The 13,394-nt window shown below is 70.6% G+C and carries 12 protein-coding genes; 10 read left to right on the top strand and 2 right to left on the bottom strand.

Going from position 1 to position 13,394, the window contains the following annotated elements:
* Positions 1-101 precede the first annotated feature (101 nt).
* Both JOD64_RS01695 and JOD64_RS01690 read left to right on the top strand, forming a co-directional pair.
* On the top strand, positions 102-1,088 hold the full coding sequence (locus JOD64_RS01695; RefSeq protein WP_204940551.1) for a LuxR C-terminal-related transcriptional regulator: 987 nt from the start codon (positions 102-104) through the stop codon (positions 1,086-1,088).
* Between the two features lie 111 nt (positions 1,089-1,199).
* The gene (locus JOD64_RS01690) at positions 1,200-2,984 is read left to right on the top strand and encodes an alpha/beta hydrolase (RefSeq protein ID WP_204940550.1); all 1,785 of its coding nucleotides are present in this window, start codon (positions 1,200-1,202) and stop codon (positions 2,982-2,984) included.
* A gap of 116 nt (positions 2,985-3,100) precedes the next feature.
* On the opposite strand, the gene JOD64_RS01685 is transcribed toward JOD64_RS01690, so the two are convergent.
* On the bottom strand, positions 3,101-3,796 hold the full coding sequence (locus JOD64_RS01685; RefSeq protein WP_204940549.1) for an NAD(P)-dependent oxidoreductase: 696 nt from the start codon (positions 3,794-3,796) through the stop codon (positions 3,101-3,103).
* A gap of 66 nt (positions 3,797-3,862) precedes the next feature.
* Between JOD64_RS01685 and JOD64_RS01680 the strand changes: the two genes are divergently transcribed.
* From JOD64_RS01680 to JOD64_RS01650, 7 genes are all read left to right on the top strand, one after another.
* Positions 3,863-4,447, top strand: a complete 585-nt coding sequence (locus tag JOD64_RS01680; RefSeq protein ID WP_204940548.1) for a TetR/AcrR family transcriptional regulator — start codon at positions 3,863-3,865, stop codon at positions 4,445-4,447.
* 117 nt (positions 4,448-4,564) lie between these two features.
* Positions 4,565-6,241, top strand: coding sequence for an ABC transporter substrate-binding protein (locus JOD64_RS01675; RefSeq protein ID WP_204940547.1), 1,677 nt, complete (start codon positions 4,565-4,567; stop codon positions 6,239-6,241).
* An 8-nt stretch (positions 6,242-6,249) separates the two neighbouring features.
* On the top strand, positions 6,250-7,206 hold the full coding sequence (locus tag JOD64_RS01670; protein ID WP_204940546.1) for an ABC transporter permease: 957 nt from the start codon (positions 6,250-6,252) through the stop codon (positions 7,204-7,206).
* Entirely contained in the window at positions 7,203-8,090 is an 888-nt protein-coding gene (locus tag JOD64_RS01665; protein WP_239559339.1) for an ABC transporter permease, read from the top strand. Before JOD64_RS01670 ends, JOD64_RS01665 begins: the two co-directional genes overlap by 4 nt.
* Positions 8,087-9,094, top strand: a complete 1,008-nt coding sequence (locus tag JOD64_RS01660; RefSeq protein ID WP_204940545.1) for an ABC transporter ATP-binding protein — start codon at positions 8,087-8,089, stop codon at positions 9,092-9,094. Before JOD64_RS01665 ends, JOD64_RS01660 begins: the two co-directional genes overlap by 4 nt.
* Positions 9,091-10,092, top strand: coding sequence for an ABC transporter ATP-binding protein (locus tag JOD64_RS01655; RefSeq protein ID WP_204940544.1), 1,002 nt, complete (start codon positions 9,091-9,093; stop codon positions 10,090-10,092). The genes JOD64_RS01660 and JOD64_RS01655 overlap by 4 nt, the downstream gene beginning before the upstream one ends.
* Complete coding sequence (locus JOD64_RS01650) at positions 10,089-11,879, top strand: gamma-glutamyltransferase family protein (protein ID WP_204940543.1); 1,791 nt, start codon at positions 10,089-10,091, stop codon at positions 11,877-11,879. The genes JOD64_RS01655 and JOD64_RS01650 overlap by 4 nt, the downstream gene beginning before the upstream one ends.
* Here JOD64_RS01650 and JOD64_RS01645 read toward each other — a convergent pair.
* Complete coding sequence (locus tag JOD64_RS01645; RefSeq protein WP_204940542.1) at positions 11,876-12,556, bottom strand: GntR family transcriptional regulator; 681 nt, start codon at positions 12,554-12,556, stop codon at positions 11,876-11,878. The genes JOD64_RS01650 and JOD64_RS01645 overlap by 4 nt on opposite strands.
* Positions 12,557-12,625: 69 nt before the next feature.
* Here JOD64_RS01645 and JOD64_RS01640 point away from each other — a divergent pair, with 69 nt between their 5' ends.
* Positions 12,626-13,342, top strand: coding sequence for a YoaK family protein (locus JOD64_RS01640; RefSeq protein WP_204940541.1), 717 nt, complete (start codon positions 12,626-12,628; stop codon positions 13,340-13,342).
* Positions 13,343-13,394 lie beyond the last annotated feature (52 nt).

Below are 13,394 nucleotides of genomic sequence, written 5' to 3'. Positions count from 1 at the left end.
ACCACCGCCGGCGCGATCACCATGACGCTATCAACCGGTGACGATGTGTGCAGGCCCCGAGGTGGGGACCGCCGCCAACCGCGCGCTTTACGATCGTGGGCATGCGGACCGAGCCCTCCGGCGTGGCCTCTGCGCTTGAGCTGGGATCGCTCCCACTCACGCCGGAGGCCGCGGACGTCTACCTCGACCTGTTGAAAGCGGCGCCCGTGGCGCAGCGGGAGTTCCTGTCCACCTCGTCACCGCAGGCAACTCGGGTGCTCGCGGGGCTGCTGACCAGCGGCGCGGTGCACCGGGACACGGCCGGGGTGCTGCACGTCCGGCCGCCGCGCAGCGCGTTGGAGAGCTGGGCTGCGCAGCGGGAGTTGGAGGCCGCTCGGGCGCGTTCCGCGGCCGAGACGCTGTCCGGGCTCTACACGGCGGTCCACGGAACGGGGGCCGCCTTCGTCGAGGTCATCGAGGGCAAGCACGCGGCCCGTGAGCTGTTCCGCCAGTTGCAGGCCGGTGCCCGCACCGAGGTGCGGGGTCTGGAGCGCGGGCCGTACCTGCGCGACACCGCGCGGGTCCCGGAGGAGGCACAGTACGACGCGCTGCGTCGTGGCCTGCGCTACCGCTGCGTCTACGAGGGCGAGTTGCTGCACGACGAGGTGATGCTGGGGGCGGCGCGTTCCGCTGTCGCCGCGGGTGAGCAGGCGCGGGTCTTCCCGGAGCTTCCGTTGAAGATGATGCTGACCGACGCCGATCGTGGCCTCATCATCCTGCCGCGTACCAGCGGTGACGACGCCGACGCGATGCTGGTGTACCGCTCCCGCCTGCTGGACGGGCTTTCCGAGTTGTTCGACGTGTTCTGGCGGCTCGGTGCGCCGATCCACGCCACCACCGACACCGCCGAACCGGACGCCGAGCCGACCGCCGCCACCCAGCGGTTGCTCGCGCTGCTCACCGCGGGCTTGACCGACGAGGCCATCGCCCGTGACCTCGGCATCAGCAACCGCACCGTGCACCGTCGGATCAGTCGCCTGCAGGAGTTGCTCGGCGCGCGCACCCGGTTTCAGCTCGGCGTGCAGGCCAGTCGACGCGGCTGGCTGTGACTGGCTGGATCCTGCCATGGCTGGTCTTCGTCAACTCGGGACCGCATCGGCGAAACACTCCTGGTCCAGGGTGAAGGCCATTCGACATCCGCTCCATGAGAGGACGGGACGATGCCCCATCCCACGACCGGGTCGCACCGCCCACACCGCGTGCGCCGGCCGGCCGCACTCCTCGCCGCGACACTGGCCGCGGCGGTCCTGGGCAGCGGTGCGGCCGTAGCTCCGGCCGCCGCGGCCAAGACGGCCGAGCCGGACACCGCCGCCCTGGCCGCGTCGCTCGCCACCCAGCAGCTCTCCTGGGAGCCGTGCGGATTGGCTGACGTCAGCCCCGAAGACGAGGCGCAACTGCGGCTGAGCTGCGCGACGGTCACCGTGCCGCGCGACTGGCACAACCCGCGCGACGGAAAGACGATCCAGGTCCGGATCAGCCGTACCGTCGCCTCCGGCACCGACCGCAAGGGCATCCTGTTGGTCAACCCGGGCGGCCCTGGTGGCAGCGGACTGTCACTGGCACCGTACGTGGCGCGGTCCGCGCCGACCGTCGCCGAGCACTACGACGTGATCGGCTTCGACCCTCGTGGCGTCGGTCAGAGCACCCCGTTGCTCTGCTCGGTCACCTACCGCGACACCGATGTCACCAACGACCAGATCACCCAGGCCAATGTTGCCGGCTGTCGTGGCACCGAGCTGACGAAGTACATCACCACCGAGCAGACCACCTACGACATGGATTTCATCCGGGTGCTGCTGGGGGAGCAGAAGCTCAATTACCTCGGCTACTCGTACGGCACCTGGCTGGGTACCTGGTATGCGGCGACGTTCCCGAGCCGCACCAACCGGATGGTGCTCGACTCGGTTGCCGCAGTCGGCTCGCCCACCCTGCAGGAGACCTGGGACCTGCAACCGTTCACCCGCGACCGGGCGTTCCAGGAGCAGTTGCTGCCGTACATGGCTCGCCACGACGACCTGTACGGCCGGGGCACCGACCCGATGGCGATCCGGGAGTTGTTCGAGCGGGCCGGCGGCACCCGGATCGGCATGGGTCCGTTCATGTTCGGGTTCTTCATCCTCGGCGCGCTCTACGACACCCAGAACTATCCAACCGCCGCGGCAGCGGTGAACACGGTGATCGAGTACTACGAGGAGTGGAACGGCTGGACGCCTGAGCAGATCCTCACCGCGGCGACCGCGAAGATGCTCGCCGCACCGGGGATCACGGCCGACGACCGGGCGTACATCGAGCAGTCGCGGGTCACCGCCGAGGCGGCTCTGAAGGCCCAGCCCGGCCAGGTTCAGCTGCCTCAGGGCACCGAGGAGTACACGTACGACATCGACTATGTCTTCGAGGTGATCCGCTGCCAGGACGGGCAGTGGAACGACAGCATCGCGCACTGGAACGCGTTCAGCCGTCGCCTGACCCGCGACGCCCCGCTGGTCGCGCCGTTCCTGCAGAACCCGCCGGCGTGTGCGTACTGGCCGACGAGCAACCGGATGCCGACGTTCGACCAGAAGACGTTCCCCAAGGTGCTGATGCTGCAGGACGAACTCGACGTCGCCACGGCGTACGAGGGTGCGTTGGCGGCGTCGAAGAAGCTGCCCGGAGCGTCGATGATCAGTGTCGACAACGAGGGCAGCCACGGTGTCTTCCCGTACTACACGTCCTGCGTGGACGACGCGGTGTACGCCTACCTGCTGGACGGTCGGCTGCCCGCCGAGAAGTACACCGGGTGCCAGGCGGTGCCACTTCCCGGCGACACGGCCGTCTTCGAGGTGGGTGGCAAGCTGACCGGCAAGGGGACGGTGCGCACCAGCCTGATCACCGACGACATGCGGGCGGCGAACCGCATGCTCAAGCGGATGCTGCGTACCGAGCCGGGTCCTTCGTACCCGGAGTAGTTGGCCGTTGTGTGCGGGCGGTGCAGGCCGCCCGCACACTCCGTCGACGCGGTCGTAGTTGGTTGCCGGCCTGATGCGCTTCGGTGTCGGTGACCAACCGCCGGGCGGCGGGAGCGTCACTTCTTCTTCATGACGGCCTCGCGCCAGATCAGACCCACGATGCTCGGCCTGACCTCGGTGGTGATCACCGCCATCGCCCGTCGGACGAACCGGTCGTCGGTCAGTTGCGCCACCATGCTCGCCGCCAGGTCCGCACGTGCGGTGAACAGTCCGTCCGCGACGTTCTCCGCCACCTGGTAGCGCGTGGGGGCCGGGTGGTCGAACAGCCCGGACGGCCGGGCGATGGTCCAGTCCAGGGCACTGTCGCGGACGAGGGACTCCATGCGTCGCATGTCCTGGTGGGCGGTGCGGCCCATCTTGCGGTTGAACAGCGGATCCATGACGTTGTTGAAGAAGAACTCGCCAGTCGGTCGCCAGGTGGGGTCCAGGACGCTGGAGCTGACCGTGACCAGGCGCTTCACGCCGTGGCGGTGCATCGCGGCCAGGATGTTGGCGTTGCCCTGCGAGTACACGGTGATCGGCTTCGGGGTGAGCGGGACGCCGAGGCTGGACAGGACGGCGTCGCTGCCGGCGACGGCCCGTTGGACGGCGTCCGGGTCCGCGACGTCGGCGCCGACGACGGTGAGGCCACCACGGGGCTGGACGGTGTGTGGGCGGCGGGTGACCGCGACGACCTCGTGGCCGGCGGCGAGGGCCTGGTCGGTGATCTGGCGGCCGGTGGGGCCGGTGGCGCCGAAGACGACGGTTCGCATGTGCTCGCTCCTCGTTGCGGGGTTGATGGCGTTGACCGTGGCACCGAGGAGGGGCACTATTCAACCGTGTTGAATAAAACCCGAGGCCGTCCCCGGGGCAACCCCGATACCAAGGCGCGCATCACCGAGGTCGCCCGCGAGCTGTTCCTGAAGCACGGTTATCCGGGCACGACGGTCCGGGCGATCGCCACCGCCGCCGGTGTCGATTCGGCGCTCATCAGCTACCACTTCGGCTCCAAGCAGGGCCTCTTCAGCCAGTCACTCAACCTGCTGTGCGTCGACCCCAGCGCTCTCGACCAGGCCCTGCGGGGTGATCAGGCCGGCCTGGCCGACCGCCTGCTCGACTCGGTCACCGGCCTGTGGGACGCGGCCCTGCCCGCGGAGAACCGGATGGCGGCGCGGGACGACGACACGATGCGCGCCCTGCGGGACTACCTGGACGGTGAGCTGCGCCTCCGCATTGCTGAATTTCTCGGCGGACCTGACGCGACGCAACGCGCCACCGCCGCGGTCGGCGTGCTGGGTGGGCTGATCTTCATGCGGTACCTGAACCCGATCCGTTCGATCGGCGGGCTGTCCCCGGCCGACGTCCGGCAACTCTTCGGGCCGGCGCTGCGGGCCGCCCTGCACGGTCGACCCCGCCGCGCCTGATCCGGGCGCCACCTGACGGGGGCGTTTCAGGGGCGTTCGAAAGCCATCCACGCAGGTCTTGCGGCGGTCATCGTATACAACATACGCTCCCCGAATCGCCCACTCGAGGAGCTCTCCATGACGAACCTCTCCGTCAGCGCAACGAGCCTGCCCCGTCGCCGTGTCCTCCGGGTCGCCGTGGCGGCGGCTGCTGTTGTCTGCACGGTCGTTGCCTGCTCACCGGTGTCGAACAGCGGGGAAGGCGACAAGTCCGGCGGCAACCAGTCGGCAGGCCAGGATTCCTTCGGTACGCCGGCAGATCCCGCTGCCGTGAAGCAGGGCGGCAAGCTCGTCATCGCCCTCTCCGCGGAACCCGACGCGCTGGACCCGACACTGTCGCGAAGCCTCTACTCCCGCTACGTCTTCCAGGCGATGTGCCAGAAGCTCTACGACGTCAACGAGCAGGCGCAGGTCGTACCGCAGCTTGCCACCGCCCTGCCCACCACGAGCAGTGACGGCCGCACGGTGACCATCCCGCTGCGTCAGGGCGTGCGCTTCGCGGACGGGACGCCGTTCGACTCCGCCGCGGTGAAGGCCACCCTGCAGCGACACCTCACCAACGCCCGGTCGGCGCGCAAGAGTGAACTCGGCCCCATCGACGGCGTCGACGCCCCTGACGCGCAGACCGTCGTCCTTCGACTGAAGCAGCCGTTCGCGCCCCTGCTCGGCGCTCTCGCCGACCGGGCCGGGATGATCATGAGTGCCAAGGCGCTGCAGAGCCTGGGCGACGACTTCGCCTCGGCGCCGGTCTGCGTCGGCCCCTTCAAGTTCGCCAAGCGGGTGCCGCAGAACTCGATCGAGGTCGTGAAGGACCCGAACTACTACGAGGCGAACGCGGTCCACCTCGACACCATCACGTGGCGCATTCTCAGCGACGCGAGCATCCGCGCCGCCAACCTGCGCTCCGGCGACGCGCAGGTCGCCGACAGCGTGTCCACCCAGGACGTCGCCTCCCTGCGGCAGGACGCGTCGGTCTCCGTGCTGCAGTCGCAGTCCCTCGGCTACCAGGGCCTCACGATCAACATCGGGAACGTCGACGGCGTCGGCACCGCCCCGAAGCCCATCAACCGCCCGCTGGCCCAGAACGCGAAGGTGCGGCAGGCCTTCGAGCACGCCATCGACCGCAAGGCGCTGGTCGACGCCGTCTTCAACGGTGAGCACGCCGTCGCCTGCTCGCCGATCTCACCCGCGAGCTCGTTCTCGTCGCCCGAGGCGCAGACCTGCCCGGCGCACGACCCCGCCAAGGCCAAGCAGTTGCTCGCCGAGGCGGGTGTGCAGACGCCGTACACGGTGACGATGCTCGCCTCGAACACGCCCGACACGCTGCGCCTCGCGCAGGCGCTGCAGTCGATGCTCAAGGACGGCGGCTTCGACCTCAAGATCAACCCGGTGGAGTACTCGTCGCTCCTCGACGAGCAGGATCGCGGCAACTTCGAGCTGCTGCAGCTGGGTTGGAGCGGACGGATCGACCCGGACGCCAACATCACGAACTTCGTCGGCACCAAGGCCAGCCAGAACGTCTCCGGCTACAGCAACCCCCAGCTCGACACCCTGCTGACCCAGGCCCGCCAGGCCGGTGACATCGAAGAGCGCAAGAAGTTGTACGGGCAGGCGGTCACGCTGCTCCAGCAGGACGACGCGCTGATCTACCTCTACCGGCAGCGGAACCTGACCGCTGTGAGCAAGCAGATCCAGGGCCTGCAGGTCTTCCCGGACGGCGTGCTCCGGGCAGCCTTCGCTGGCTTCGCCAAGTAGGTCGCGCCGTGGCCCGGTATCTCCTCACTCGCGCCTGGCAGTCGGCGCTGACTCTGCTGATGTCGACGATCGTGGTGTTCGTCGGCGTGCGGGCGCTCCCCGGTGACCCGGCCCTCGCGCTGGCCGGGGAGGACCGCTCGCCGGAGGCGCTGGAGGCCATCCGTCGGCACTACGGGCTGGACCAGCCGCTGCCGGTCCAGTTCGCGCAGTACGTGGAACGCCTGGTGCAGGGCGACTTCGGTGTGTCGATCCGGACCGGTACGCCGGTCTCGTCGATGCTCACCACCGCCCTGCCGGTGACCGTCGAGCTGTCCGTACTGGCGATTCTCATCGCCGCGGCGCTCGGGGTCGGCGCCGGTGTGCTCGCGGCGGTCCGCCGCGGGCGCCCGGCGGAGTGGCTCGCCAACGGACTGGCCCTGATCGGCCTGTCGGTGCCGCACTTCTGGCTCGGGCTGCTCGCGATCCTCTACCTCGCCGTGGCGACCAACCTGTTCCCCGCCTCCGGCTTCGTGCCGATCCTGGAGGACCCCGTGGACAACCTGCACCACATCGTCCTGCCGGCCGTGATCCTCGGGACGGGCCTCGCCGCCATCATCATGCGGCAGACCCGCTCGGCGATGCTGGATTCGCTGTCCTCCGACTACGTGCGGACGGCCAAGGCGAAGGGCCTGCGGCCACGCGCCGTCATCACCCGACACGCGCTGCGCAACAGCCTCATCGTGGTGGTGACCGTCGTGGGCCTCCAACTCGGTGGTCTGATCTCGGGCGCGGTCGTCACCGAACAGATCTTCGGGCTCCCGGGCTTCGGCAAGATGACCATCGACGCGGTGTTCCAGCGGGACTACCCGGTGATCCAGGCCGTCGTCCTGCTCACCGCGACCGCCTACATCGTGATCAACTTTTTCGTGGACCTGCTCTACTCGGTCATCGACCCACGAATCCGAGTGACGGGAGATCCGGCATGACCGTCCTCACCGTGCCGATGGCGGAGACAGCCTCCGTCAGCGTCACCCGGCGAACGCGCGTGCTGCGGCGGCTGCGCCGCAACCCGCTCGCCGTCGTGAGCTTCGTCGTGCTGGCACTCGCGGCCGGCATCGCGCTGCTCTCACCGTGGCTCGCGCCCTACTCCGTCGACCAGACCGACTTCGCCCGGACGTTCGCACCCCCGGGCACCGCCGGGCACGTGCTCGGCACCGACGACCTCGGTCGGGACGTCCTCTCCCGCATCATGCTCGGCGCGCGGGCATCGTTGCAGGTGGGGCTCCTGGCGGTGGCCACCTCCCTGGTCCTCGGTGTGCCGCTCGGGCTCGCGGCCGGTTACTTCCGGGCCTGGGACGCCGTGATCTCGCGCTTCACCGACCTGCTGCTCGCGTTCCCGTTTCTGATCATGGCGGTGGGGTTGGCAGCCATCCGGGGGGCCAGCCTGGGCAACGCCGCCGTGGCCATCGGCATCGCCCAGATCCCCGGGGTGATCCGGGTCGTCCGCTCGGACACGCTGCGCCTCAAGTCACTGGACTTCGTCGCGGCAGCCGTCGTGGACGGTGCCAGTGACCTGTGGGTGCTGGCCCGGCACATCCTGCCGAACGCGACGTCGGTGATCCTGGTGCAGGCCACCGTCGCCATCCCGGCCGCGATCCTCGGCGAGGCGGTCCTGTCGTTCCTCGGCCTCGGCATCCAACCACCGGCACCCAGCCTGGGCACCATGCTGGCCACCGCCCAACAGTTCGCCGCCCGCGCACCCTGGGCCGCGGTCCTGCCCGGTGTCGTGATCATGGGTCTGGCGCTGGCGTTCAACGTCTTCGGCGATGCCCTCCGCGACGCCCTCGACCCGAAGGGAGACCGGCGATGACCACCGCCTCCGCGCCCGTGCTGGAGATCCGCGACCTCTCGGTGTCCTTTCCGACCGAGACCGGCACCGTCTCGGCGGTCGACGGTGTCAGCCTGGACCTCGCCCCCGGGGAGATCGTCGGGATGGTGGGCGAGTCGGGGTGCGGAAAGAGCGTCACCGCGATGAGCATCGCCGGCCTGCTGCCGGGCAGCGCCCGGATCACCGGCTCCGTACGCCTCGACGGCACCGAACTGGTCGGCGCCCGCGAGTCGGCGCTTCGGCGGGTACGCGGCCAGGAGATCGCCTACATCTTCCAGGAACCGATGACGTCCTTGAACCCGGTGCTCACCGTGGGGCGTCAGATCGGGGAGGTGCTCCAGGTCCACGAGCGGATGTCCCGACGGGCGGCGCGGGCTCGCGCCGTCGAGCTGCTGACGCTCGTCGGGATTCCGTCCGCATCCCAACGCGTCGACGCCTACCCGCACCAGCTCTCCGGCGGCATGCGCCAGCGCGTGATGATCGCGATGGCCGTGGCCTGCGGCCCGAAGGTGCTGGTGGCCGACGAGCCCACCACCGCGCTGGACGTCACGGTCCAGGCCGGCATCCTCCAGGTGCTGCGGGACCTGCGCGACCGGCTCGGCACGAGCATCCTCATCATCACGCACGACCTCGGTGTGATCGCCGACATCGCGGACCGCGTCGTCGTCATGTACGCCGGGCGGGTGGTGGAGCGGGCACCGGTCGACGACCTGTTCGCGCACCCGCGACACCACTACACGGCCGGCCTGCTGTCCGCGTCGCCGCAGCCGGGCCGGCACGCCGGGACGGACCGGTTGACGGAGATCCCCGGGCTGGTGCCCGTCCTGTCGTCCCAGCCCGACGCATGCACCTTCGCGGACCGCTGCCCGGCCGCCGACGCGCAGTGCCGCGACTCCGCACCGCCGCTGCAGCGGCACGGAGGCACGGACCACCTCGCGGCCTGTTGGCACCCCTGCTCGATGGCACACCAGGAGGCGAACCGATGACGCCGCAGCCCAACGCCCTGGAGATCGAGGACCTGGTGATGCACTTCGGCCCGGTCCGCGCCGTGGACGGGGTGTCCCTCACGATCCCGAGGGGCCGGGTCACGGCCCTGGTGGGGGAGAGCGGCTCCGGGAAGTCGACAGTGGGCCGATGCGTGGTGCGCCTCGTCGAACCGACCGCGGGCACGGTCCAGATCGCCGGTACGGACGTCACCCATCTGTCCCGACGGCGGCTGCGCCCCCACCGTGGCGCGGTGTCGATCGTCTTCCAGGACCCGGCCGCGTCACTGGACCCGCGGATGCTGGTCGGCGAGATCGTGGCCGAGCCGCTCCGGCTGGCCGGCAAACGGATCTCACGGCGCGAGCGGGAGGCCCGCGTCGCCCCGCAGCTCGAGCGGGTGGGCCTGCGGGCCGAAGTGGCGCGGCGCTACCCGCACGAGCTGTCCGGCGGGCAACGCCAACGGGTCAGCATCGCCCGAGCGCTGATCTCCGAACCCATGCTGCTCATCGCTGACGAACCCACCAGCGCACTCGACGTGTCCGTGCAGGCGTCGGTGCTCAACCTCCTCGCCGACCTGCAACGCGACATCGGGTTCGCCTGCCTCTTCATCACCCACGACCTGTCCGCGGTCGAGTACCTGGCCGACGACATCGCCGTCATGTACCTGGGCCAACTCGTCGAGAAGGGCACCCGCGAGCGGATCTTCGCCCGGCCCGCCCACCCGTACACACAGGCGCTGCTGTCGGCCGCGCCGGTGGCCGACCCGGTGCGCCAACGGCAGCGTCAGCCGGTGCTGCTCGGCGACGACCTGCCGTCCGCGCTCGACCCGCCGTCCGGCTGCCGGTTCCGCACCCGGTGCCCGCTCGCGTTCGACAGGTGCGCGACGGAGGTGCCGGCGCAGACGCCGATCGGCGACGGCATGGCCGCCTGCCACCTGGTCCAACCGGACGGCACCGGCCCCGACGTTCGCACCACAGATCCGAGTGAGGTGTTGTCATGACGTTCACCACCCGACCCACGCTGCAGGGCACCTTCGGCATGGTGTCCTCGACGCACTGGCTCGCCAGCCAGGCGGCGATGGGCATCCTCGAACGCGGGGGCAACGCCTTCGACGCCGCGGTCACCGCCGGGTTCGTCCTGCACGTCGTCGAACCGCACCTGAACGGGCCGGGTGGCGAGGTGCCGGCCATCGTGGCCACCGCCGGGGACCCGAGGCCGAAGGTGCTGTGCGGTCAGGGGCCGGCACCGGCCGCTGCCACCATCGCGCACTTCCGGTCCCTCGGGATGGACCTCATCCCCGGGGCCGGGCCGCTCGCGGCGGCCGTACCCGGCGCTGTGGACGCCTGGCTCCTGCTGCTGCGCGAGCACGGCACGCTCACCCTCGCCGAGGTGCTGGAGCCGGCGATCGGCTACGCCGGCGCCGGCCACCCGCTGCTGGGCCGGGTCGGTGACACCGTGGCGGCGGTGCGGTCGTTGTTCGAGGAACACTGGCCCACCTCCGCCGCGCTCTGGCTGCGTGGCGGCCGGCCACCGTCCGCCGGGGAGATGTTCGCCAACCCGGTGTACGCGCGCACGCTGAGCAGGCTGGTCGAGGCCGGGCAGGCGGCCGGCGCCGACCGGGAGGCACAGATCGAGGCGGCGCGGCGGGCCTGGAGTACGGGTTTCGTGGCCGAGGCGATCGAGAAGTTCAGCCGACAACCGTTCCGGGACTCCAGTGGGCGCCCGAACGCCGGGCTGGTGACCGGCGACGACCTCGCCGCGTACTCGGCGACCTGGGAGGCGCCCGCCACCCTCGACTGGCACGGCTACTCGGTGGCGAAGACCGGTTTCTGGGGGCAGGGCCCGGTGCTGCTGCAGGCACTGGCCACCCTGGACGCCCTCGACGACCCCGGCGCGTACGACGCGGGGACCGCAGCGGGCGTCCACGCCCAGGCCGAGGCGCTCAAGCTCGCCTTCGCCGACCGGGAGGCCTGGTACGGCGACGGCACCGACGTGCCCGCCAAGGCACTGCTCTCCCGGGAGTACGCGCGGGAACGGGCAGCCCTGATCGGCGACCGCGCGTCGGCGGAGCTACGGCCGGGGCGTCCCGACGGGGCGCAGCCACGCCTACCCGCCCACGTCCAACCCGGTGCGGGGAGTCGCGTCGACTCGACGGACCCCACCACGGGGGAGCCGACCATCCAGTCGGACGGGGTGACCCGCGGCGACACCTGCCACGTGGACGTGGTCGACCGGTGGGGCAACATGATCTCCGCGACCCCGAGTGGCGGCTGGCTGCAGAGCTCGCCCACCATCCCGGAGCTCGGTTTCCCGCTGGGGAGCCGGCTGCAGATGTTCTGGCTGGAAGAGGGGCTCGCCTCGTCGCTGGCACCGGGCCGTCGACCGCGTACCACACTGAGCCCGACGATGGTGCACCGCGACGGCGAGCCGGTAATGGCGTGCGGCACCCCCGGCGGCGACCAGCAGGACCAGTGGCAGTTGCCGTTCCTGCTCCGGCATCTCGTCGGCGGTCAGCCCCTCCAGGAGGCCATCGACGCGCCGGCCTGGCACACGCTCAGCCTGCCGGGGTCGTTCTATCCACGGGACATGGAACCCGGCGTCCTGGTGGTGGAGGACCGTCTCGACGACGACGTGCTGGCCACCCTGCGGGCGTACGGGCACGAGGTGCGGCGCTCCGACGGGTGGAGCCTCGGTCGGCTCTGCGCGGTGACCCGCGACCCGGCTACGGGTGTGCTGGCGGCCGGCGCGAACCCGCGGGGGATGCAGGGCTACGCGTGCGGTCGTTAGTGGGCGCCGTAGCCACCCTCGGCGTTCTCGTACGCCGCCGCGGATGCCGCGTCGAGATGGTCGAGTGCGGCCCGCTCGGCGCGGTCACCGTCGCCTGACTCGATGGCGTCGACGAGCTGGATGTGCTCGGCCCACGAGTGCGGCGCGCGTTCCGCCGCGCCCAGCCGGAAGACCCACTGGACATGGAGGTAGAGCGACTTGGCGATCGACGACAGCCAGGGGTTTCCGCTGATCTGGAGGATGCGCAGGTGCAGTGCGCTGTTCAGCTCGGCGACCCGGGCCAGGTCCTGCCGCTGCGTCGCGTCGCGGCCCTCGTCGAGCAGAGCACGCAGGGCCGCCACGTCCGCGACGGTCGCCCGCTCGGCGGCCAGCCGGGCGGCCAGCGCCTCCAGGCGCTCGCGGACGGCGAACATGTCGGCGATGGTCCCGCTGCTGGGGGAGGCGACGACCGCTCCCCGACGGGGGAGGATCACGACGAAACCCTCCGCCTCCGCGACGCGCAGAGCCTCGCGGACGGGGTTGCGGGAAACCCCGAAGTCCTCGGCCAACCGGTCCTCGGTGAGCCGTTCGCCGGGTAGGTAGTCGCCGTCGATGATGGCGGTCCGCAGAGCGGCGAGGACCTGATCGCGTAGCGGCAGGTGTTGCGCGCCGAGCTTGTCCCGCAGGTCGTCAGCCACCTGGTTGCCTCTCCGTAACGTGTCCGAGCTTCGTGTATACGAAGAACAATCTCTGGAGGATAGCCGACAGTGTCGAGCACAGTGCCTCGCGTCATCCGCCCCCACGGCGCAGCCGGGGAGGACCAGCGCCTCCTGCGACGGCGGAACACGCTCGTCGTCGTCCTCACCTTCCTGACGGGGAGTGCCGACGCCATCGGGTTCCTCTCCCTCGGCGGCGCCTTCTCCAGCGTCATGACCGGCAACATGGTCCTGCTCGGGCTCTCGGCGGGCAGAGGTGAAGCCGACCTCGCGCTGACGTCGGGCTGCGCCATCATCAGCTTCATCGTCGGCGTCCTCGCGGGCGCCCGCGTCGTCGGCTCGGCACAGCCCGACGATCCGGTCTGGCCACGACGGGTCACCTGGGCGCTGGTCCTGGAGCTACTGGTGTTCGTCGTGTTCTTCGTCGTCTGGGAGGTCACACTCGGGGCCCCCGACGCGCACGTCCATCTCGCGCTGCTGATGCTCTCCGCGGCGGCGCTGGGCGTGCAGAGCAGTGCGATCCAACGGTTCGGCGTGGCGGGCCTGTCCTCCACGTACCTGACCGGCACGCTCACGAGCCTGATCGCCGGCGTCGCCGCGCGCAGCCCGTGGGACAGTCTGCGCCCCAAGGCTCAGGTGTTGCTGGCCCTGATGGTCGGCGCCGCGGTCGGCGCCCTGGTCGCCCTGCACCTGCCGGTTGTCGCCCCGGCACTGTTGATCGTGCCGCTGGTGCTCGTCATCGTCGTGTCCGCGCGCATGCGGGCCTGACCGTCGTGCGCGCGCATGCCTGCCTGACTGTCGTGATGGCGTGCCGGTGTCG

It is taken from the genome of Micromonospora luteifusca, from assembly GCF_016907275.1.
GTDB classification, from domain to species: Bacteria; Actinomycetota; Actinomycetes; order Mycobacteriales; family Micromonosporaceae; genus Micromonospora; species Micromonospora luteifusca.
Note: the sequence above shows the minus strand (reverse complement) of the source record. Positions and strands in the feature narration are given on the sequence as shown.

What these genes read in the sequence shown, in the direction of transcription:
- JOD64_RS01695 (WP_204940551.1), top strand. Translation starts at nt 102, where the DNA reads ATGCGGACCGAGCCCTCCGGCGTGGCCTCTGCGCTTGAGCTGGGATCG.
- JOD64_RS01690 (WP_204940550.1), top strand. Translation starts at nt 1,200, where the DNA reads ATGCCCCATCCCACGACCGGGTCGCACCGCCCACACCGCGTGCGCCGG.
- JOD64_RS01685 (WP_204940549.1), bottom strand. Translation starts at nt 3,796, where the DNA reads ATGCGAACCGTCGTCTTCGGCGCCACCGGCCCCACCGGCCGCCAGATC.
- JOD64_RS01675 (WP_204940547.1), top strand. Translation starts at nt 4,565, where the DNA reads ATGACGAACCTCTCCGTCAGCGCAACGAGCCTGCCCCGTCGCCGTGTC.
- JOD64_RS01665 (WP_239559339.1), top strand. Translation starts at nt 7,203, where the DNA reads ATGACCGTCCTCACCGTGCCGATGGCGGAGACAGCCTCCGTCAGCGTC.
- JOD64_RS01660 (WP_204940545.1), top strand. Translation starts at nt 8,087, where the DNA reads ATGACCACCGCCTCCGCGCCCGTGCTGGAGATCCGCGACCTCTCGGTG.
- JOD64_RS01655 (WP_204940544.1), top strand. Translation starts at nt 9,091, where the DNA reads ATGACGCCGCAGCCCAACGCCCTGGAGATCGAGGACCTGGTGATGCAC.
- JOD64_RS01650 (WP_204940543.1), top strand. Translation starts at nt 10,089, where the DNA reads ATGACGTTCACCACCCGACCCACGCTGCAGGGCACCTTCGGCATGGTG.